General features: G+C 63.5%; 17 protein-coding genes. 12 read left to right on the forward strand and 5 right to left on the reverse strand.

Going from position 1 to position 20,334, the window contains the following annotated elements:
* Positions 1 to 8 precede the first annotated feature (8 nt).
* The 5 genes from GTP41_RS18455 (at position 9) to GTP41_RS18475 (ending at position 3,745) form a co-directional block, all read left to right on the forward strand.
* On the forward strand, positions 9 to 1,019 hold the full coding sequence (locus tag GTP41_RS18455; protein ID WP_161027044.1) for an NADP-dependent oxidoreductase: 1,011 nt from the start codon (positions 9 to 11) through the stop codon (positions 1,017 to 1,019).
* A gap of 139 nt (positions 1,020 to 1,158) precedes the next feature.
* Entirely contained in the window at positions 1,159 to 1,236 is a 78-nt protein-coding gene (locus GTP41_RS27835) for a DUF2256 domain-containing protein (protein WP_308700864.1), read from the forward strand.
* 4 nt (positions 1,237 to 1,240) lie between these two features.
* A complete protein-coding gene (locus tag GTP41_RS18465) occupies positions 1,241 to 2,518 on the forward strand; it encodes a DASH family cryptochrome (RefSeq protein WP_161027046.1) in 1,278 nt (425 codons plus the stop codon).
* Positions 2,515 to 2,739: a TIGR02450 family Trp-rich protein gene (locus tag GTP41_RS18470; protein WP_161027047.1), complete on the forward strand. Its 225-nt coding sequence runs from the start codon at positions 2,515 to 2,517 to the stop codon at positions 2,737 to 2,739. The genes GTP41_RS18465 and GTP41_RS18470 overlap by 4 nt, the downstream gene beginning before the upstream one ends.
* On the forward strand, positions 2,708 to 3,745 hold the full coding sequence (locus GTP41_RS18475) for an NAD(P)/FAD-dependent oxidoreductase (RefSeq protein ID WP_229502957.1): 1,038 nt from the start codon (positions 2,708 to 2,710) through the stop codon (positions 3,743 to 3,745). The genes GTP41_RS18470 and GTP41_RS18475 overlap by 32 nt, the downstream gene beginning before the upstream one ends.
* A gap of 30 nt (positions 3,746 to 3,775) precedes the next feature.
* Here GTP41_RS18475 and GTP41_RS18480 read toward each other — a convergent pair whose 3' ends face one another.
* Complete coding sequence (locus GTP41_RS18480) at positions 3,776 to 5,092, reverse strand: hemolysin family protein (protein WP_161027048.1); 1,317 nt, start codon at positions 5,090 to 5,092, stop codon at positions 3,776 to 3,778.
* A 228-nt stretch (positions 5,093 to 5,320) separates the two neighbouring features.
* Positions 5,321 to 8,074, reverse strand: coding sequence for a TonB-dependent receptor (locus GTP41_RS18485; protein WP_161027049.1), 2,754 nt, complete (start codon positions 8,072 to 8,074; stop codon positions 5,321 to 5,323).
* Positions 8,075 to 8,279: 205 nt separating this feature from the next.
* On the opposite strand from GTP41_RS18485, the gene GTP41_RS18490 reads away from it, so the two are divergent.
* The gene (locus GTP41_RS18490) at positions 8,280 to 9,548 is read left to right on the forward strand and encodes a cyanophycinase (RefSeq protein ID WP_161027050.1); all 1,269 of its coding nucleotides are present in this window, start codon (positions 8,280 to 8,282) and stop codon (positions 9,546 to 9,548) included.
* A gap of 147 nt (positions 9,549 to 9,695) precedes the next feature.
* On the forward strand, positions 9,696 to 10,445 hold the full coding sequence (locus GTP41_RS18495) for an AraC family transcriptional regulator (protein ID WP_161027051.1): 750 nt from the start codon (positions 9,696 to 9,698) through the stop codon (positions 10,443 to 10,445).
* Between the two features lie 34 nt (positions 10,446 to 10,479).
* Here GTP41_RS18495 and GTP41_RS18500 read toward each other — a convergent pair whose 3' ends face one another.
* The 3 genes from GTP41_RS18500 to GTP41_RS18510 all read right to left on the reverse strand — a co-directional run bounded on the left by GTP41_RS18500 (position 10,480) and on the right by GTP41_RS18510 (position 15,795).
* Positions 10,480 to 12,564 (reverse strand): prolyl oligopeptidase family serine peptidase, encoded by a 2,085-nt coding sequence (locus tag GTP41_RS18500; RefSeq protein ID WP_161027052.1) that lies wholly within the window; start codon positions 12,562 to 12,564, stop codon positions 10,480 to 10,482.
* A gap of 15 nt (positions 12,565 to 12,579) precedes the next feature.
* The gene (locus GTP41_RS18505) at positions 12,580 to 15,375 is read right to left on the reverse strand and encodes a TonB-dependent receptor domain-containing protein (RefSeq protein WP_161027053.1); all 2,796 of its coding nucleotides are present in this window, start codon (positions 15,373 to 15,375) and stop codon (positions 12,580 to 12,582) included.
* A gap of 99 nt (positions 15,376 to 15,474) precedes the next feature.
* Positions 15,475 to 15,795: a VOC family protein gene (locus GTP41_RS18510; protein WP_161027054.1), complete on the reverse strand. Its 321-nt coding sequence runs from the start codon at positions 15,793 to 15,795 to the stop codon at positions 15,475 to 15,477.
* A gap of 89 nt (positions 15,796 to 15,884) precedes the next feature.
* Here GTP41_RS18510 and soxR point away from each other — a divergent pair, with 89 nt between their 5' ends.
* From soxR to GTP41_RS18535, 5 genes are all read left to right on the forward strand, one after another.
* Positions 15,885 to 16,352 (forward strand): redox-sensitive transcriptional activator SoxR, encoded by a 468-nt coding sequence (soxR, locus tag GTP41_RS18515; protein WP_161027055.1) that lies wholly within the window; start codon positions 15,885 to 15,887, stop codon positions 16,350 to 16,352.
* 74 nt (positions 16,353 to 16,426) lie between these two features.
* Positions 16,427 to 16,888, forward strand: coding sequence for a GNAT family N-acetyltransferase (locus GTP41_RS18520; protein WP_161027056.1), 462 nt, complete (start codon positions 16,427 to 16,429; stop codon positions 16,886 to 16,888).
* Positions 16,889 to 17,698: 810 nt separating this feature from the next.
* A complete protein-coding gene (locus tag GTP41_RS18525; RefSeq protein ID WP_161027057.1) occupies positions 17,699 to 18,931 on the forward strand; it encodes a 3-methyl-2-oxobutanoate dehydrogenase (2-methylpropanoyl-transferring) subunit alpha in 1,233 nt (410 codons plus the stop codon).
* Between the two features lie 28 nt (positions 18,932 to 18,959).
* Positions 18,960 to 19,964 (forward strand): alpha-ketoacid dehydrogenase subunit beta, encoded by a 1,005-nt coding sequence (locus tag GTP41_RS18530; RefSeq protein ID WP_202419801.1) that lies wholly within the window; start codon positions 18,960 to 18,962, stop codon positions 19,962 to 19,964.
* 2 nt (positions 19,965 to 19,966) lie between these two features.
* Positions 19,967 to 20,334, forward strand: a 368-nt coding sequence (locus GTP41_RS18535; protein WP_308700862.1) for a biotin/lipoyl-containing protein, incomplete at its 3' end; no start/stop codon positions are given.

Here is a 20,334-nt window from a genome sequence, read left to right on the forward strand (position 1 = left end):
AGATTCCGATGAAAGCATTAGTTTTAAGGCGCTATGGTGGCGCGGAGAACGTTGAATTCGCGGACCTGCCGCAGCCCACCATTAAACCGGATGAGATCCTGGTGCAGGTGTACGCCGCCGGACTTAATCCCGTCGATAACATGATTGCCGCCGGGAGCTTCAAACCGATCGTCAAGCTTCACTTGCCTGCGACCATGGGGAGCGACCTCGCCGGCGTTGTCGTGGAGGTCGGGAGCCGGGTGACCCGCTTTAAAGTCGGTGACGCGGTATTTGCCAGCACCTTTGACCTCGGCGCCGGTGCGCTCGCCGAATACGCCGCAGTGCCGGCGCACGCAGCGGCGCTTAAACCAGAGAACCTGGACTTTGTGCAGGCTGCTTCAATTCCAATGGTGGGGCTAACTTCGTGGCAGGCGTTGGTGGAACGAGCCAAACTTCAGGCAGGCCAGAAGGTCTTTGTTCCGGCAGGTGCTGGTGGTATCGGCACCTTTGCCATCCAGTTGGCGAAACTACTGGGAGCCAAGGTGGCAACGACGACCAGCACCGCCAACGTTGAATTTGTGCGTCAGCTCGGCGCGGATGAAGTGATCGACTATAAAAAGCAGCAATTCGAAGAGCAACTGCGCGGCTATGACGTCGTGCTTGGCACATTGCGCGGCGGCGAACTGGAAAAGTCGCTGCAGGTCGTCAGGCCCGGCAGCCGGATCGTTTCATTGATCGGCCCCCCGGATGCGGCATTCGCTCAACAACGCGGCATGAACTTCCTGATGAAGCGCGTGTTTGGCCTGCTGAGTTGGAAAATCACTCGAAAGGCGAAGCAGCGCGAGGCCAGCTATTCTTTTCTGTTTGTGTCTCCGGATGGCCAGCAATTGGCAAAGATCGGCGTACACCTTGCTGCATCGCGCCTGAAGCCGGTGGTCGACAAGGTGTTTCCTTTTGCCCAGGCAAAGGACGGGCTCGCGTACCTTGCGCAAGGCAGGGCGAAAGGCAAGGTGGTTGTACAACTGGTCAATGCCCCTTAGAAAGCGGACTTGCGTAGGATACTGATTGGTATTAAAGTTTACTGATTGGTAGATATTCGGGGAAGCGTGGATGAAATATGGTTTTAAAGGAAACAAAGCTGACCTTCCCGCTAAACCATGCGCCGCCTGCGGCCGCGCCATGAGCTGGCGGCGCAAATGGGCCCAGTGCTGGGATGAGGTGAAATACTGCTCTGAACGCTGCCGCCGGCAGCGCTGATCCTGTGCGAACTGTCATCTACTGTTTTCGCGACGATTTGCGCCTGCTGGACAATCCGGCCTTGCTGGCCGCCTGCCAGCAGGCCGATCGACTGCTGCCGGTATGGCTTGCGCCGCCGCCCACGCGCTCTGGCTGGGGATTTGCCAGGGTGGGTGAGCGCCGTCGCGCCTTCCGCGCCAGTGCCGCCGTTGGGCTGGATGTCGCGCTGCGCCGGTTGGGTAGCCGCCTGATCGTCCGGCAAGGGACAATGGCGCAGACCCTGCCGCAGCTGGCTGAAGCTGTCAATGCCGAGGCTGTTTACTGCGAGGAGATGGCGACGCCGGAAGAGGTCGACGAACTCGAAGCCCTGCGCAGCCGTGGATTGGTGGTCCACAGCTACTGGCAATCCACCCTGTTCGCGCCCGACACGCTGCCGTGGCAAGTCCAGGATTTACCGGACGTGTTCACCGTGTTCCGGCAGCAGATCGAACGTTGCGCTCTTGCACCAATCTTGCCCCGGGCAGTCGATGCACTGCCGCCGCTGCCAGAGGCTGCCAGGGACATTGGCAGCCTGGCACTGGAAAGCCCCAATGTGCAGGCGGACCCGCGCTCCAGTTTTCCATTTCCGCACCCTGCTTACCTGGGCACGGAAGAGGCCGCACTGGCGCATCTGGATCAATACCTGATGCGGAACCTGCCGCACAGATATAAGGCCACACGCAACGGGCTGCATGGCGTCGACTACTCCAGCAAGTTCTCGCCTTGGCTCGCCTGCGGTGCGCTATCGGTGCGCCATCTGGTGCGCCGGCTGCGGGAATTCGAAGCGGAGCAGGGCGCCAGCGAGGGCAGCTACTGGCTCTGGTTCGAGCTGCTTTGGCGCGACTACTTCAAGCTGTTGCAGCTCAAATACGGCAAGCGCCTGTATCGCGCCGGCGGCCTGCCGGGCAAGGCGGCCCCGCGGCATGACGAGCAAGCCTTCCAACGTTGGCGCTCTGGCGCCACCGGACAGCCGTTGGTGGATGCCGGCATGCGCGAACTGGCGGCCACCGGCTACCTGGGCAATCGTATGCGCCAGATCGTGGCCGGCTACCTGATTCACGATCTGCAATGCGATTGGCGTGCCGGCGCGGCCTGGTTCGAATCGGCGCTGATAGATTACGACTGCAGCCTTAACCACGGCAACTGGCTTTACATTGCCGGGCTGGGAACCGATCCGCGCGGCGGTCGGCGCTTTAACCTGGAAAAACAGGCTGCCGAGCACGATGCCGATGGCTCCTACCGCATGTTGTGGGGTGCCGCGTGAGCCTCAAACTCAATCCGCGCAAGCTCTTGTTGAGCAAGTGGACGGCGCTGCAGCCGCAACACAAGGAAAAGCACTTCCTGGTGGTGCGCGTGCTGCTGCCTGACGATCCGCAGGCGCCGGTCACCGAGGTCGAGCTGGAGGCGGTTCATAGCCGTCGCAGCCGCATCATCCCCTGGAAAACGCTGACCGATGCCGAAAGTTGGCGGCAAGGCTGGCACTGATCTCTTCTTTAATAGAAAACGTAACTCCATGAGTACTTCCATCGCCATCATCGGGGCCGGTATTGCCGGCCTTTCCTGCGCTTCCGCCCTGAGTGCTGCCGGACATCATGTCGTAGTCTTCGACAAAGCGCGCGGACCGGGCGGCCGCCTGTGCACTTGTCGCGGCGATGACTGGCAGGCCGATCACGGGGCGCAGTACTTTACCGCCCGTCACGCACTCTTCCAGCGGGAAGTGGCGCGCTGGGTCGAGAGCGGCGTGGTGGCCCCCTGGCAGCTAACGCCGGCGGTACTCGGTAGTGAGCGCAACCCGTTGCCTGAGGCACCCGTGCGTTACGTCGGTGTGCCGGGCATGTCTGCGCTCGGGAAAGCGCTGGCGAGCGGGCTGGATGTTCGCACCGGTTACACGATCCAGCAACCGGTTCGTCAGGCGGATGGTTGGCGCCTGAGTAGTGCCGAGCACGGCGCGCTTGATGCTGTCTATAACCAGATTGTGGTGGCTGTCCCGGCACCTCAGGCGGCTGCCCTGTTGGCACAGGCCGCCCCTGCGCTGTCCACCATGGCCGCGGCGCAAAACATGGAGCCCTGCTGGACCGTGATCGCCCAGTTGGCGGAACCGGCCCAGTTTGGATTCGATGCGGCTTTTGTGAATGGTGGCCCGCTACGCTGGATAGCCCGCAACAACAGTAAGCCGGGCCGCAGCGGGCAGGAGTGCTGGGTCTTGCAAGCGAGTGAGCAATGGAGCGCGCAACATATCGAGCATGACGCCGCCGATGTGACGGAGGCATTGTTCACGGCGTTTCGCCAGCTGGGTGGGCCGACCGCCGTTGCAGTCCGCACCCACCGTTGGCGCTACGCAAATTGCGTGGCCGATCAAATCGGCAGTGTGTGGGATGCGAGTCTGGGCATGGGACTATGCGGCGACTGGCTGCAAGGCGGCAGGGTGGAAGGCGCCTGGCTCAGTGGCCGTCATCTCGCCCATCAAATGCTGGAACGTCGCCTTGCGTGAGTGATGGCGCGCGCTGCGCGCCGCACCAGCTCAGGCGTGTTCCGGATTGTCGCTTGGCACCAGCTCCAGCGGCCGCGGGCTGGCCAGCACTTTGTCGATGCGCAGGCCATCCAGGTCCACCACTTCAAATTCCCAGCCTTGCCAGGAGCAGGTGTCGCCGGTGCGTGGGATATTGCCCAGCAAGAGCATCAGCATGCCGCTTAAGGTGTTGTAGCGGCCGCGCTCTTCCTCCGGCACGTTCTGCATGCCGAGCCGGTCCTTCAGCTCGGGAATCGGGATCAGGCCGTCCAGCAGCCAGGAACCGTCGTTGCGCGCGACGGCCCAGGCATCCTCCGGGTGCGGGGTCTTGAATTCGCCGGTGATCGCTTCCAGCACGTCCTGCAAGGTGACGATGCCCAGCACTTCGCCATACTCGTCAACGATAAAGGCCAGGTGCGCGCCGGATTGCTTGAAGTGTTCGAGCAGCTCCATGCCGGTCAGGCTTTCGGGGACGAAGACCGGTTGCTGCAATTGCACGGCCAGGTCCAGCGTGCCGCCGCTCAGGGATTGCGCCAGCATCTGGCGCGCGCTGGCGACGCCCACCACATGGTGCCAGCCGCCTTTCAGTACCGGGAAGCGCGAATGCTGGCACTGGTGGAAGCGCGCCATATTCACGCTCAATTCTTCTTCGACGTCGAAGTAGATCACGTCGCCGCGCGGGATCATGAAGGAGGCGATCTGGCGGTCGTCCAGGCGGAACACGTTGCGCACCATCTGGTGCTCCTGCTCTTCGATGACGCCGGAGTCGGAGCCTTCTTCCAGCATCAGGTGCAGTTCTTCTTCCGTGATCGCTTGCGGGCCGGTCTGGCGCACGCCCATGATGCGCAGCACCAGCTGGGTCGATCCCGAAAGCAGGCGCACAAAGGGCTTGGCGATGCCGGCCAGCACCAGCATCGGCCGTGACACCAGGCGCGCCAGCGGCTCGGGATTGAGCTGGCCCAGGCGTTTGGGCACGAGTTCGCCCACGACGATGGAGAAGTAGGTGATGGTGATAACGACCAGCACCGTGGCAAAGTTGTCGGACCAGGCAGTGGGTACGCCGAGCGAGATCAGCCACTGCGCGAAGGGCCGCGCCAGCGTGGCCTCGCCGACAATACCGTTCAGGACGCCGATCGAGGTAATGCCGATCTGCACGGTGGAGAGGAATTTGTTCGGGTCTTCGCCCAGTTGCAGCGCCGCCTGCGCGGCGTGGTCGCCGCTTTCCGCAAGTTTGCTGAGGCGCGCTTTGCGCGCGGTCATCAGCGCGACTTCCGACATGGCGAACAGGCCGTTCAGTAGAATCAGGCCGAAAAGAATGGCAATTTCCATTGAGGTCCCCTTAAACGCCCGGACCAGTGCGCAGCAAGGCGCTCATGGCAGGAGTGGTGGCGTGCGGGGTAATGCTGGCATAACTGCAGCAGGGTGAGGGAGACATAGACCGCGTGGTAGTTGAGAAGAGGCTATTGTAGCTGACTTCGCCGAAGCGCCTGCTGACAGGGGCCTTGGCCCCTGTCCGCCCTGCCTGCGGACAGGACAGGGCGCCGCGGGGGCTAAGGATCAGAACTTGTACTGCAGGTGGGCAAACATCGAACGGCCGCGCGGATCGCCATAGGTCGGGTCCCACGTCACTTCAAAGTAGCGCGACTGGTTGGTGAATGGCGGCGGCGTGTCGAACACGTTGATCACGCCGCCGCGCAGCTTGAGGTTCTTGGTGAACGCATAGCTGCCCGTCAGGTCCCACAGCGAATAGGCCTTCACGTCGCGGTCGTTCCAGCCGGGATCGGCCAGCCCCGGAATGTTCTGGTCCTCGTAGCTGGAGAGGAAAGTGTGGCCCAGGCTGAGGTTGAGCGGGCCACGGTCCCAGTCGAGATTGAGCTTGTGGCGCCAGCGCTGCACGGCCTTGTCGTCGCGGAAGACGCCCAGGCCGTTCGCCATCGGCGAGTTCGGATCGGACTGGAACTTGTACCGGGTGATCAGGGTGCCGTTCAGGCTGGCGCTGAAGCGGCCCGCCGACGTGGCGTCGCCGCGCCAGTTCAGGGCGATATCCAGGCCGGAAGTATTGAGCTTGCCGCGATTCTCCTTCTTGAACTGCAGGAAGGAGACGAAGCCATCTTCGTCCCGCACCACGATCTCCGGATCGTTGTAGTAGACCGGGTTGTCGAACACGGTCTGCTCGCCGATCTCGGAAATGATGTCGGTCTTGCGGATGATCCAGAAGTCGAGGCTGGCATTCCAGTTCCTGTTCGGTTCCAGCACCACGCCAGCCGAGAACTGCTTCGATTTTTCCGGCTTCAGCTGCGGGTTGCCGTAGCGGTCCAGGTCGAACTGCGCCACTTCGCCCGAGACCGGGTCTTTCACGAAGCTGGCCGTGGTGCCCGAACGCACCGGCAGGAATAGTTCCGCAATCGACGGCGCGCGGAAGCCGGTGCCATAGGAGGCGCGCCCCAGCACTTCCTTGCTCGGGCGGTAGCTGAGCGCGACCTTGGGATTGGTGGTGCTCAACCTGGGCGTGGTGAGCTTGGTCAGCGGATCATGCACACCCTTATAACGGTCGTGGCGAATGGCGAACTGGGCCTCCCATTGCTTGCTGAACGGCGCATTGATCTCGGTATAGAAACCGGCGATGTCGCGCGAGTTGGAGGAGTCGGCCAGCAACTCGTCGGAGCTGGCGCGGTCGCCTTGCACGTCGTTGGTGCGCAGCGCGTCGGTGGCGCTGAACTCCGTCTTCTCGCGCCGGAACTCGGCGCCCACCGCCAGCATGGCATCGCCACCGCCCAGGGCCATCAGTTTGCGTGTCAGCTTGCCATCGACGCTGTCGCTGGTGCCCTTTGACATGCGGGCGGCGTCGCGGATCTTGATGGAATCCATGAACTTGCGGCCGGCGTCGCTGGTGGCCACGACAAACGGGTTGTACGCGCCGCTGGCAATGCCGGCCAGCAGCTTGCTGCGCGACACCCAGCCGTCGATGTCCAGGTCGGTGGCTTTGTTGACGCTGTGGTTGTAGGCCGTATCGTATTCCCAGTCGCCCACTTTGCCGGTGGCGCCCAGCACCAGGCGCGAGGCTTTGCTGGTCACCTCGGAGGTGCGGCGGCCCGCGTCTGACAGGCGGAAGCGGAAGTTGACCGGGGTGGTGATGCCGGTTTTGGCTTGCAGGTCGGCCGGCAGGAAGATGCCGGTGCTGGTGCCGTTGATGGCGCCGGAGGTGGCGGGCGAGGCGGCATAGCTGGTCTCGGCTTTGCTAAGCAGGACTTCAGCAAACACCTGGTGGTCCTCGGCCACCTGCACGGTGCCGCGGCCGATAAAGCTTTGCTTCTTGGCGTCGGGATAGACTTCCGAGTCGCCCATATAGTTGAAGTTACAGCCCTCCGTGCCGCCGGGGCCGAGCGGACGCACCACGTTCGGGCTGCCGTTCACGCAAGAGTCCTTGCCGAAGTTGACGCGCCGGGCGGGCGACGGCACCCAGGTGCCGCCAGGGCCGGAACCCTTCAGGTAGCCCGATTGGTTCAGGGTCGCCAGCTGGGCGCTGGTCAGGTCGACATTGGCCGGGAAGGAGTAGCTGGACAGCTGTGGCGACAGGCGGTCGGGCAGGCTGTATTCCTGCATGAACTTGCGCTGTGAGCTGGCCAGGCGGTCGGTCTCCTGCAGGTCGAGCGCGCCGAACACATTGAAACGGTCGGTGCTCAAGCTGCCAATGCCGCCGGACAGCGTGGCCGACTTTTTGCCGCCGCCGCCTTCGTCCGTGCGCAGGGCATACACGCTGGCTTCGCCGCCCTGGTAATCCTTGCGGGTGATGAAGTTGATGACGCCGCCCATGGCGTCGGTGCCATAAATGGCCGAGGCGCCGTCCTTGAGCACCTCCACGTGCTGGATGGCGCCGGCGGGGATGTTGTTCAGGTCGACGCCGGAGTTGTCGCCCGGGCTGGCGAAGTTGGCCATGCGGCGGCCGTTCAACAGCACCAGCGTGCTGGAAACACCCAGGCCGCGCAGGTTGGCACCGTTGAAGCCGCGCTGGCCACCCATCACATCGCTGACGCTGGCGGCGTCGGTCAGGCCGCCCACATTCGAGGAGATCTTTTGCAGCAGTTCGGCAGCCGTGGTCACGCCAGCTTTCTCGATATCTTCGCGCTTGATGATTTCGACTGGCAGCGCTGCCTCGCCTTCGATGCGCTTGATACTGGAGCCGGTGATTTCCACGCGCGGCATGGTTTGCGCGTAAGCGCTCAAACTCATGCCGCCCAGCGCCAGTAGCACCGCACGGGCGCAGTGGGTGCGGCGGAATGCCGATGCCTTGTGCTTGCCAGGTATATTCATGCGAACCGTCCTCTAGAGTGGGTATTCATACGCAAGCGGCTCGGCCGCTGCGGGGCGTTTTTGGAACTGTTTCAGTGTATGCAAGTTTGTGCCGCTGGCGCGCGCCGGAACTTGCATGTTGAGGCCAACTGTTGCGGACTTTCCACAACGCGCCCCGGGTCTGGCACCATAGGGGGCAATTCCATGGTGATGAAGGAGCGCTGGCGTGAAATTCGTTTCGATACTACTGCTATCTGCCTTGGGCTGTGCGGCCCAGGCGGGTGAGAGCGCGCCGTCGCTGACGTTCCAGCCGGTCGCCGGCACGGTGATTCCGATGGGCGGCGCCGTGCGCAACGACAACGAGGCGGTGCGCCAGCGGCTGGTACAACTGGCGGGCGGTTCGGCGGCGCGCTTCGTGGTCATTCCGACCGCATCGGCCAATCCGCAAAAGTCGGGCAGCGACGCGGTCGAGCAGTTGCGCCGCCGCGGCGCCAAGGCGGAATTGCTGAAGATCGCGCCGCGCTGGCCCGGCGAGACGCTGGACTCTGCGCGAAAGGCGGCTGCCGATCCTGCCAACGTGGCCAAAATCGCGGCCGCCACGGGGGTGTTCTTTACCGGCGGCGCCCAGGAGTACACGGCCGATGTGCTGAATCCGGACGGCGTGGCGGCGCCAGTGCTGCAGGCTGTGCGCGCGTTGCAGGCGCGCGGCGGCGTGGTTGCGGGCAGCAGCGCCGGGGCGGCCATTATGAGCAGCACCATGTTCCGCGATGCGATGAACTCGGTGCAGGTCATGAAGGGCGTGATGCGCGACGGAAAAGAGATTGACCGGGGGTTGGGCTTTGTCGGCGACCAGCTCTTCATCGACCAGCATTTCCTCAAGCGCGGCAGGGTGGGGCGCATGCTGGCCCTGATGCTGGCCAAGGGCTATAAGGTGGGGCTTGGGGTGGACGAGAATACCGCCGCCATCATCCACGGCACCGAGATCGAGATCGTCGGCGCCAGCGGCGCGCTTTTGCTGGACTTGCGCCAGGCAACGCAGGAAACGGGGCCGATGAATGTGCGCAATGTGCGGATCTCCTACCTCGATCATGGCGACCGCTATGACCTCGCCAAGCTGCAAGGGCGGGTGGTGGCTGCCAAGCAGGCGTATGGCGAACTCAAATTCCGCCAGCCGGGTTTTGTGCCGGACCTGGAATTCGTCCGCCCGGCCTTCACCGACATCCTGGGCGAGAACGCCATCCTGCGCGCGCTGACACAGCTGGTGGATGGTCCGCGCGACCATGTGCGCGGCATCGCCTTCGACCTGGAACAGTTGCCGGACGCGCCGGTAGCCGATCCGGCCCCGGAGCTGGGCTTCGAATTCATGCTGCGGCGTGATGAGCGCACGCGCGGCTGGGATAGCGCCGGGCTGGATGACCACGATTACTCCATCTTCGATGCGCGCCTGGACGTGCGGCCGGTGCGCTTGAAAACACCGTTCTACCAGGCGTGGTGAAGGCGGCCTGCGGTGTGCTAAATGGCATCAGCGCAGTGGCTGGCTTGTGTGTTTTTTGGGCTGAACCAGCATAAATCGGCACAGTGCTTCCACATGCCCGCCAACCCGATGCAAAGTTACTACTTTATGTGCTCGGGAGGAAAAGAAATGATCAGCCAGACATGCTTTGACGACCTGGAAGCGATCAACATCGGCGCGATCCTGACCATGTTCGACGCCTTGAACGACATCGCGTTTTTTGTGAAGGACAGGGAAGGGCGCTACTTCGGCGTCAACCGCACGATGGTGCGCCGTTGCGGGGTGCGCGAGAAGGAGGAGGTGATCGGGAGGACCGCGCTGGACCTGTTTCCACCCGCCCTGGCGGAAACCTACTTCGCCCAGGACCGCAAGGTGATCGAGAGCGGCGCGGCGATCGACAAGCATCTCGAGCTGCACATTTATCCGGGCCGCAGCCGTGGCTGGTGCATCACCAGGAAGCTGCCTTTGCAGGACAAGGATGGGCGGATCATCGGCCTGATCGGCACTTCGCGCGACCTTGGCTTGCCGGATGATGTGAATCCCGCCTACCGGCAGATCGCGCATATCGCGGAATACATCCGCGAGAATTACCAGCACAACGTGTGCCTGAAGGAGCTGGCGGAGCGGGCGGGATTGTCGCTCTCACAGGTGGAGCGCCTGTTCCAGAAGGTGTTTCACCATTCGCCGCGCCAGATGCTGGTGCAATGCCGGCTGTCTGCCGCGAGGGCCATCATCGAGAAGAAGCCCGATACCAGGATTGCGGACATCGCCTACGAATGCGGCTACACGGACCACAGCGCCTTCAGCCGCCAGTTTAAATCCGTGGTCGGCATGAGCCCGACCGAATACGGCGCGCAGGTGGCGCAGGGCCTGGCCTGAAAATGGGGCAGCCGTGACAGGCTGCCCCGCAGTCCTACTTCAGCCGGTCCCAGAGGAAGCTGTAGACCATGCCGTTCAGGCGTGCCTGCTGTTCGCCATTGACCGCGCCGCCATGGCCGCCGTCCATATTCTCCCAGTACAGCACCTGGTGGCCTTGCTCCTGCATGCGCGCGACCATTTTGCGCGCGTGGGCCGGGTGGACGCGGTCATCCCGGGTGGAGCTGGTAAAGAACACGGGCGGATACTTGCGCGTTTTGTCGAGCAGGTGGTAGGGCGAGTAGCGCGAGATATAGGCCCATTCCTCGGTACGATCGGGGTCGCCGTATTCGTCGATCCACGAGGCGCCGGCCAGCATGAGATGGTAGCGCTTCATGTCCGCCAGCGGTACCTGGCTGACCACCGCGTTGAATAGTTCGGGACGCTGCAGCGCGGCGACGGAGACCAGCATGCCGCCCAGGCTTCCGCCCATGATGCCGAGGTGCTGCGGCGATGTGACCTTGCGCGCAATCAGGTCTTCGGCGACGGTAATGAAGTCGTCGTAGGAGACCTGCCGCTTCTCTTTCAGCGCCGCTTCGTGCCAGCGCGGGCCGAACTCGCCGCCGCCGCGAATGTTCGACAGCACGTAGACGCCGCCTTTGTCGAGCCAGGCCCGGCCCAGGGTGCCGCTGTAGGACGGCTTCATCGAAATCTCGAAGCCGCCGTAGCCGTACAGCAGGGTTGGATTGCTGCCGTCGTACCTGATGTCCTTGCGCTTCACCACGAAGTACGGAATCCGCGTGCCGTCCCTGGCCTGGGCGAAATGCTGCTCCACCTTGAGGCCCGAGGTGTCGAAGAAGGCCGGCTGCGATTTGAGCTGCTGCCGCTCATCGTTGCCGACCTGCCCCAGGTGCAGCGAAGTCGGGGTCAGGAAGTCGTTCAACGTCACGAAGTACTCGTCCGACTCCAGATAGTCGAGCGACGAAAGCGTCACGTTGGCGAATGCGGGGGTGGCCACAGTGCGGCGCTCCCATTTGCCATGTTGCTGGCGCAGCTCGTGCACCTGGCTGCGCACGTTGACCATCTCGGTCAGCAGGATCGCGCTGCGGGTGGTGGTCACGGCCTGCAGCGAGCGCGTCGCGTCGGGTTCGTACAGCACATGGAAATTGCGCTTGCCCGCCATGAAGCCGGCGAAGTCGATCGACAGCAGCGAGCCTTGCGCGTAGGTGCCGTCCCCCACCTTCCAGTCGCCGCGCAGGCGGATCAGCAACTGGTCTTTGAAGGTGAAGGCGCTTGCGCTGTTCGGCTTGTCCAGCTTGTCCAGCTTCCCTTTGTGGCGCACGTGCAGTTCGTTCGTGAAGAACGAGGTGTAGCGCAGGACGAATTCGCGGTTGAACCCCGGGTAGTGGTCGGAGTAGCCGGATACGCTGATATCGCCCGGCTGCCCTTCAAATACCGTCTTTGCCGCCTGCAAAGGGGTGCCGCGCTTCCATTCCTTGACGATACGCGGATACCCCGAGCTGGTGAGCGAGCCGGAGCCGAAGTCGGTGGCCACCAGCAGCCGGTCGCGGCTGACCCAGTTGACCTCGCTCTTGGCCTCGGGCAGGGAGAAGCCGCCGGCGACGAAACGCAGCGCGCGGGTGTCGAATTCGCGCACGACGTGGGCGTCGCCGCCGCCGCGCGTCAGCGAGAACAGGCAGCGCTCGGCCTTGGGCTTCAGGCAGTCCATGCCGTGCCAGACCCAGTTCTCCTTTTCGTCGCGCGCCAGGCGGTCGACGTCCAGTACCACTTCCCATTGCGGCGCGTCGGTTTTGTAGCTTGCCAGCGTGGTCCGGCGCAGGATGCCGCGTGGGCGCTCGGCGTCCTTCCAGAAGTTATAGACGTACTTGCCTTGCTTCTCGACGAAGGGAATACGCGCGCGCGAATCGACCACCTCGCGAATTCTGTCCGTGGTCTGGCGGATGCCCGGCAGGGCATCCAGCTGGCTGGTGGTGCGGTTGTTCCATTGCTTGACCCAGTCCAGTGCCCGTTCGGAGCTCACCTCCTCAAGCCACAGGTACGGGTCCGCCTCCTGTGCCTGCGCGTTTGCGCAGAACAGGAGCGCGGCAGCCGTCGTCAGGCCAAATGCCCTGATGTTCGTCATGTCGCGCTTCCTTTTTCAGAACTTGTGTTCAACGGTCAGCATCAGCGTGCGCGAGCGCAGCGGCAGGGAACTGCCCGGGTACAGTTTGACCGTGTCCTTGCGGTCGAACAGGTTGAACACGTTGGCCGAGACGGTGGTGCCGGTGCCGAAAGCGTAGCGGGTCCACAGGTCCACCGTCGTATCGGAGGCGATGCGGCATTCGTCCTTGCTCACGCCGCGGTCCTCGCAACCCTCGATGCTGCTGGTGGAGTCGAGTTCACCCCAGGCCAGCTTGGTGGAGTTGGTGTAGTTGGCGCGCAGGCCGGCAACCACCGGGCCGCGTTCCCACGACATCTTGGCGACGGCGCGGGTGCGCGGCACGCCGCGATAGCCGACGTAGTTCTCGGTGTAGGCCTTGGCGAAGCTGTCCCACTGCTGGTACTTGAACTGGTGGTTGAGCTCCATGCCCAGGTTCAGTGTGCCCGACGCGCCCAGGTTCCAGCGTGCCTTGGCGTCCAGGTCGATGCCGGAGACGCGCGACTTGCCGTAGTTCTCGTACTGCGCTGCGATGGTCTTGATCGGGCCGACCGGGAAGCCGATCGACTTGCCCGAGAGCTCGAAAGCGCGGCGGGCGATCTCCTGGTCCTGCGAGGTCAGCGGATCGCGCTCCACCAGGCCGGACAGGCGCTCTTCGTTGGCCAGGACCTGGTCCACGCTCTTGACCGCGATTTCGTCGCGGCGTTTGATGTTGTAGTAGTCGATGGTGAAGCTGAGCGCGCGGATCGGCTGGAGCACCAGGCCGGCCGTGAAGCTGTTGGTGTATTCCGGCTTCAGGTCCGGGTTCGGCGTTACCGCCGACGGGAAGCTGACCGAGCAACCCAGGCCGTAGGCGGTGAGTGCCAGGTTTTTGTCCGCAGCGTTGCCGGTGTTCAGGATGTTGCGCAGCTCTGTCGCCGCCGCGCAGCGCTTAGGATCGTTGTAGCCGTTGTTGAACCAGGAGGCGCCGCCGTTGCCGGTCTCCGGCAGGCTAGGGGCGCGGAAGCCTTGCGAGGCGGTACCGCGCACCATCAGCATATCGTTCATCTTATAGCGCAGGCCGAGCTTCGGCACCACGGCGCCGGCCTGGCCAATCACCTTGTCGCCGCGGACGGCGAAGCTGGCTTCCAGCTGCTTGGTGAAGGGCGCCGCAAGTTCGACAAACGCCGCCGCCACTTTGCGCGAGCCATCGATCTTCACGCCGCTGAACTGCACGATGCGCGCGGCCAGCACGTTGTCGCTGCTCTGGTGCTCGAATTTTTCGTGGCGCAGGTCGACGCCGGTCGCAATCTGCAGCGGGCCGCCGCCCAGCATGAATAGCTCGCGGTTCGCTTTGAAGTCGGCGAAGGTCTGGCGGTACTCGCCGTTGGAGCCCATTTCCGGGAACATTTTCTCGAGCAGCGCGCGGTCATTTTTCTGGCCGAACTTGTAGGCGCCGCTGACGATGGCGTCGTAGTAGCCGTAGCGGTCGCGGTACAAGTGCTGGCGTTGGTGGGCTTTGGAGCCCATATGGCCGATCGCGCCATCCCACTCCCAGCCGAAGCTCTCGCCCTGGATGCCGGCCATCGCGCGGAACTGCTCCGAGGAGCCGACGTTCTTGAACATGTCGCGGTCGTCGGCAAAGCGGTAATTCAGGCCGATAGGGAAGTCATACGGATTGCTTGGGTGGCCGACCGGCAGTTGCGGGTCGGTGAAGTACTGCATCTTGCCGCTGATCGAATCGTACCAGGACAGCGGAACGCCATTGACGTTGCTGCGCGGCGGGGCGGTGTTGTAGTTGTTGCGCGTCTTCGCCAGTTGCAGCTCGGCGTAGGCGGTCGTGTCGCCGTCCAGCTTGAGGCGCCCGGAGCTCAGGAAGGTGACCCGCTCCGCAGGGGCGCGGGCCAGGCTGTCCTGCCAGTAGTCATAGAAGCACAAGCCGCCGCGCAGGTTCTCCGGCGCGCAGCCCGGCGCCGCCACGTTGATGGATTTGCCGGCCAGCGCCGGGTCGCGGTAGTTGGCCGGATAGCGGCCGACATAGTTGCCCGGGATGGAGCCGGTGGAAGTCGCATCGCGGTCCGGATTCATGCGGATGAACCAGTCCGGCAGCAGCGGGCGGACGTCGCGATCGGTGAATTTGCCGCGCGAGTAGACCTCAAGGTGGGCGAAGGCGTTGTAGCCGTCGGTCGCCAGGTCGCCCATGCCGCCGATGATCGAGGCCTTGCGCTCGCGGTCGAGGAAGGAACGCTTCAGGGATTGCTGGGCGGAGGCCTTGACGCCGACGCCGCGATAGTTCTTGCGCGTGATGATGTTGACCACGCCGGCCACCGCGTCGGAACCGTAGATGGCGGACGCGCCGTCCTTGAGGATCTCGACGCGCTCGATCACGTCGCTGGGAATGGAGTCGATGTTGACGAAGTTGGACTGCAGTCCGTCCGCAAAGCCATAAGAAGAAAGACGGCGGCCATTCAGCAGGACCAGGGTGGCGCCGGTACCGAGGTTGCGCAGGGAGACGCCAGTGGCGCCGCTGGCCCAGGAGTTGGTGCCACCCAGGTCGCTGATCGCGCCGCGATCGTTGCTGGTCAGGTTGTCCAGGATCTGCGCAACGGTCTGCGCGCCGCTCTGTTCGATTTCCTGGCGCGACAGGACCTGGACCGGCGAGGCGGTTTCCTGGTCCACGCGCTTGATGTTCGAGCCCGTCACGACAACGCGCTGGACGTTCTTGTCCTCCGTCGCCTGCGCCAGGGCGATCCCCGGGAAGGCCGCGACGAGGGATGCGACCAGGACGGTGTAATTCAACTTATTGCTGTGCTTCACTTATGTCTCCTTGTTCATCATGGACGATTTGATCGTTCTACATGTCGAAGCAAGGATACTTTCGGGAAGCTATGCGGTCTTGTGCGTTTTCCGGCCCGATCACGCTGAAAATGGCACACCACTGCGCGGCGGCGTGGCGATGATCTGGATGGGATGGCCGTCCGGATCAGCGAAGCACAAGCCCTGGCCGCCGGGTCCGGGCCATGACTGGAGGCGGTGCTCCCGTATGTGCCTTAGCACCTGGTCATACTCGCCCTCGCATAGCAGGAAGGCGGGATGGGCGGCGCTGCCGTCACAATGGACCATGAGCATCGATCCAAGCTGCGAAGGATCCGGGAGGCGCAGGATTTCGGCCAGCAAGAGCGCCGCCTGGTGCGCGTCCCGGTTCATGACGATGGTGTGGTTGAAGCGAACGCCCACGGAAATCCCCAATGAAATGCGTGCTTGAAGCACGCGACAGCAGAAGTCTAAAACCTCAAGTATTATTGAGGTCAAGGAGGAGCGCACGTATGCAGGAGCAAGCAGATTTCCCGGCCACCCTGTCGGTCGGGGAGGTGGCGCGGCGTAGCGGGGTGGCGGTATCGACGCTGCACTTCTACGAGACGAAGGGCTTGATCAGCAGCTTTCGCACGCCGGGCAACCAGCGCCGCTACTTGCGCGACGTGCTGCGGCGCGTGGCCTTTATCCGCGTCGCACAGCGCGTGGGGATCGCGCTTGCCGATATCCAGGCGGCCCTTGCCACCTTGCCGGCAACGGCTGCCCCAAGCCGCGCCGACTGGGAGCGTCTTTCCGCCACCTGGCGCGTGGAGTTGGATGAACGCATTGCCCAACTGCGCAAGTTGCGCGACACCCTGGACGACTGCATAGGCTGCGGATGCCTGTCGATCGACCGCTGCCGGCTGCGCAATCCGGGCGACAAATTATCGGAGAAGGGCGCAGGCCCGCACCGGCTGCTGGTTCGCGGCCAGACGGATTGAGAGGCAGAGGGCGTGAAGAGCTTATCGTCGCTGCGGCCAATGCACTGTTTTACGAGCACACAGGAAGAGCTGCCATGATCCGCGCCTACACCGAGCAAGATTTCTCCGCGGTTTGCTGCATCTACCGGGAGGCCAAGGCGGATGAACTCCGCTTCGAGGCCAGTGTTTTAGCGATTACCCCGCTGGAGCAGGATGCCAGGATCCTGGCAGCGTTCACGCAAGCGCATGTCACGGTCTATGCCGACGGCGCGGTGCTGGGCTTTGCCGCGACACATGAGGGCCGGTTGCGGGCACTGTTTGTGGGGCGAGCGGCACGCGGACGAGGCGTCGGCCGCGCTCTGCTGCGTGCTGCGCTGGAAGGCGCGCGCAGCGGCCTCCAACTGAACGTCGCCAGGTCCAATCTTGATGCGCGGGCGTTCTACGAAAAATCCGGCTTTGTGGTCACCGGGGAAATTAACGGCACCTACGACGGGCGCGAAGTCGTCTATCTGACGATGCGCGCCGGCCCACTAAGCGGCAGCGGGCCGGATGAGTGACCATGTGGACTGGATAGTCGTTCTCGGCGCGCCATGGGACGAGGCCGGGCATTTGGCGCGCCTGGTGCGGCGGCGCGCTGAAGCTTTACTGCATCGCTGACCAGGCAAGCGTCAGCTTCCCGGTGGCGGAAGACGACTTGCCGTGCAAGCAGCGATATCTGGAAGGCCGGGTAGACGATTCCTGGCGAGCGGCACTGCGTGCCGTTTCAAACGGACGCATCGGTACTTCCGGGGTGGCTTGCTCTTGCCAGAGGAACTGGCCTGCCTCGCGATGTAGCGTTGCGCAACAGGGGCGGGGAGTTCGAAGCCCTGGTGCGGCACTTGGCGACGCACGTTTGAGAAGCGCTAGTCGAGCTGCGGGCCGGATGCCTGGCTGTGGAGTACGTGGTCGATGCCATTGCCGGACAGCGTGTCCGGAATTGCGAAGCCTTGTGTTTTCGCGGTAGCGAGCTGCAGCAGCTTGTGGTTGGCGCGCCTGGCAGTCGGACCATTTGATGGGGCGCCATGCGAAACGATATATTGGCAAACCGGTATTGCTAAATATGCTGTGCACAGATTGCAGAGTTTCCAAAAGAGAAGTTTAGTTTATTTGTAGCAGTGGCATGCAGGCCAACGCGGACTTGACACGGGATAAGAAAAAATCACCCGAGCAACAACAGCCGCGTGCCCCCCTTTCTGGCATGCGGGAAGCGTGCTACCCTTGCCTTGCTTTCGAGGAAATATTTCTGCATCCGCCTGGCCGGCCGACGTTATCCGCTGCAAGCCCGCCAGGATTGATCCTGCGACACCATCGCACATGAAGGAACCTGAATGAGCAAGGGCGAACCACTACGCCTGCACGTGCCCGAACCCACGGGGCGGCCAGGCTGCGCAACTGATTTTTCCTATCTACGCCTGTCACCGGCCGGCGCCGTGCGGCGTCCCGAAGTTGATGTGGCCCCCATGGATACGCGCGACCTCGCGTACTCCCTGGTCAGCGTGATCGACGCCGATGGTAACGCCGTCGGCCCCTGGGTCCCCCAGATCGATATCGAAGTTGTGCGCAAGGGTTTGCGTGCCATGATGAAGACGCGCATCTTCGACAGCCGCATGCTGATGGCGCAGCGCCAGAAGAAGATGTCGTTCTACATGCAAAGCCTGGGCGAGGAGGCGATCGGCACCGCGCAGGCGCTGGCGCTGAATGTGGACGATATGTGCTTTCCCACTTATCGCCAGCAGAGCATCCTGATCGTGCGCGACTATCCATTGGTGGATATGATCTGCCAGCTCATGTCGAACGAGCGCGACCCCCTGAAAGGCCGCCAGCTGCCGGTCATGTACTCGGTGAAGAAGGCCGGCTTCTTCTCCATCTCCGGCAACCTGGCCACGCAGTACATCCAGGCCGTGGGCTGGGGCATGGCGTCGGCGATCAAGGGCGATACCAAGATTGCCTCGGCCTGGATCGGCGACGGCGCCACGGCGGAAGCGGATTTCGACACCGCGCTGACGTTTGCCCACGTGTACCGGGCGCCGGTGATCCTGAATGTGGTCAACAACCAATGGGCCATTTCCACTTTCCAGGCCATTGCCGGCGGCGAGGATACGACGTTCGCGGCGCGTGGCGTGGGCTGCGGCATCGCCTCGCTGCGGGTCGATGGCAATGACTTCCTGGCGGTTTACGCCGCCTCGTGCTGGGCCGCCGAGCGCGCGCGCCGCAACCTGGGGCCTTGCCTGATCGAGTGGGTGACCTATCGCGCCGGCCCGCATTCCACCTCCGACGATCCGTCCAAATACCGGCCGGGCGACGACTGGTCGCACTTCCCGCTGGGGGACCCGATCGCGCGCCTGAAGCAGTACCTGATCAAGGCCGGCGCCTGGTCGGAGCAGGAGCACGAGGAAACGCAGAAACGCCTGGAGGCGGAAGTGCTGGCCGCGCAGAAGGAGGCCGAGCAGTACGGCACCATGGCCAGCGGCCACACTTTCAGCCCCGCCGAAATGTTCGATGGCATCTACAAGGACATGCCGGAACACCTGCGCGTGCAACGTCAGCAACTGGGGATCTGAGATGGCGGAAAATACAGTGAAAACCTCCATGACCATGATCCAGGCGCTGCGTTCGGCGATGGATGTGATGATGGAGAAGGATGAAAACGTCGTGGTCTTCGGCCAGGACGTCGGCTACTTTGGCGGCGTGTTCCGCTGCACCGAAGGGCTGCAAAAAAAATACGGCAAGTCGCGCGTGTTCGATACCCCGATTTCCGAGGGCGGCATTGTGGGCGTGGCAATCGGCATGGGCGCTTACGGCTTGCGGCCGTGCATCGAGATCCAGTTCGCCGATTACATTTATCCGGCTTACGACCAGATCGTGTCGGAAGCGGCACGCCTGCGCTACCGCTCCGCGGGGGATTTCACGGCGCCGATCACCATCCGCACGCCTTGCGGCGGCGGCATTTACGGCGGCCAGACCCATAGCCAGAGCCCGGAGGCGGTGTTCGCCCACGTGTGCGGCTTGCGCACGGTGATGCCGTCCAATCCCTACGATGCCAAGGGGCTGCTGATCGCCTCCATCGAGAACGACGACCCGGTGATCTTCCTCGAACCCAAGCGCCTGTACAACGGTCCGTTCGACGGCCACCACGACAAGCCGGTCGTGCCTTGGTCGCAGAATCCGCTGGGCGAGGTGCCGGAGGGCTATTACACCGTGCCGCTCGATAAGGCGGCCATTTTCAGGCCGGGCAAGCAGCTGACCGTGCTGGCTTACGGCACCATGGTGTGGGTGAGCGAGGCGGCGGCGCGTGAGACCGGCATCGACGCCGAGATCATCGACCTGCGCAGCCTGTGGCCGCTGGACCTGGAAACCATCGTCGCGTCGGTGAAGAAGACCCGTCGCTGCGTGGTGGTGCATGAAGCCACGCGCACCTGCGGCTTCGGCGCCGAGCTGGTGTCGCTGGTGCAGGAACATTGCTTCTACCATTTGGAAGCGCCGATTGAGCGCGTGACGGGTTGGGATACCCCTTACCCGCACGCCCAGGAATGGGCGTATTTCCCGGGGCCGGCGCGCGTCGGCGCGGCGTTCAAACGTACGGTGGAGGCATAACGATGGGTATTCACGTCATCAAGATGCCGGATATTGGCGAGGGCATCGCAGAAGTTGAACTGGTCATGTGGCATGTGAAGGTGGGCGACCCGGTCACGGAGGATATGGTCCTGGCCGATGTCATGACCGACAAGGCCACCATTGAAATTCCGTCGCCGGTGCATGGTACCGTCGCCATGCTGGGCGGCGCGGCAGGCCAGGTGATGGCTGTCGGCGCGGACCTGATCCACATCGAGGTGGAAGGCGCGGGCAACCTGAAAGCTTCCGCGACGGCGGCGCCGGCGGCCAGCGCAGCGCAGCCTGTCGCGCCGGCCCAGCCGGCGGCTGCGGCCGCCGCTCCCGCTCAGGCGGCGCCAGCCGCGGCTGCACC

The sequence above is a fragment of the Pseudoduganella guangdongensis genome, assembly GCF_009857475.1.
GTDB classification, from domain to species: Bacteria; Pseudomonadota; Gammaproteobacteria; order Burkholderiales; family Burkholderiaceae_D; genus Rugamonas; species Rugamonas guangdongensis.

Bases quoted from the DNA above. Each gene is read 5' to 3' on its own strand.
- GTP41_RS18485 (WP_161027049.1), bottom strand. From the start codon at position 8,074: ATGAATATACCTGGCAAGCACAAGGCATCGGCATTCCGCCGCACCCAC.
- GTP41_RS18480 (WP_161027048.1), bottom strand. From the start codon at position 5,092: ATGGAAATTGCCATTCTTTTCGGCCTGATTCTACTGAACGGCCTGTTC.
- soxR (WP_161027055.1), top strand. From the start codon at position 15,885: ATGCAGGAGCAAGCAGATTTCCCGGCCACCCTGTCGGTCGGGGAGGTG.
- GTP41_RS18525 (WP_161027057.1), top strand. From the start codon at position 17,699: ATGAGCAAGGGCGAACCACTACGCCTGCACGTGCCCGAACCCACGGGG.
- GTP41_RS18530 (WP_202419801.1), top strand. From the start codon at position 18,960: ATGACCATGATCCAGGCGCTGCGTTCGGCGATGGATGTGATGATGGAG.
- GTP41_RS18500 (WP_161027052.1), bottom strand. From the start codon at position 12,564: ATGACGAACATCAGGGCATTTGGCCTGACGACGGCTGCCGCGCTCCTG.
- GTP41_RS18520 (WP_161027056.1), top strand. From the start codon at position 16,427: ATGATCCGCGCCTACACCGAGCAAGATTTCTCCGCGGTTTGCTGCATC.
- GTP41_RS18495 (WP_161027051.1), top strand. From the start codon at position 9,696: ATGATCAGCCAGACATGCTTTGACGACCTGGAAGCGATCAACATCGGC.
- GTP41_RS18455 (WP_161027044.1), top strand. From the start codon at position 9: ATGAAAGCATTAGTTTTAAGGCGCTATGGTGGCGCGGAGAACGTTGAA.
- GTP41_RS18475 (WP_229502957.1), top strand. From the start codon at position 2,708: ATGCCGAAAGTTGGCGGCAAGGCTGGCACTGATCTCTTCTTTAATAGA.
- GTP41_RS27835 (WP_308700864.1), top strand. From the start codon at position 1,159: ATGAGCTGGCGGCGCAAATGGGCCCAGTGCTGGGATGAGGTGAAATAC.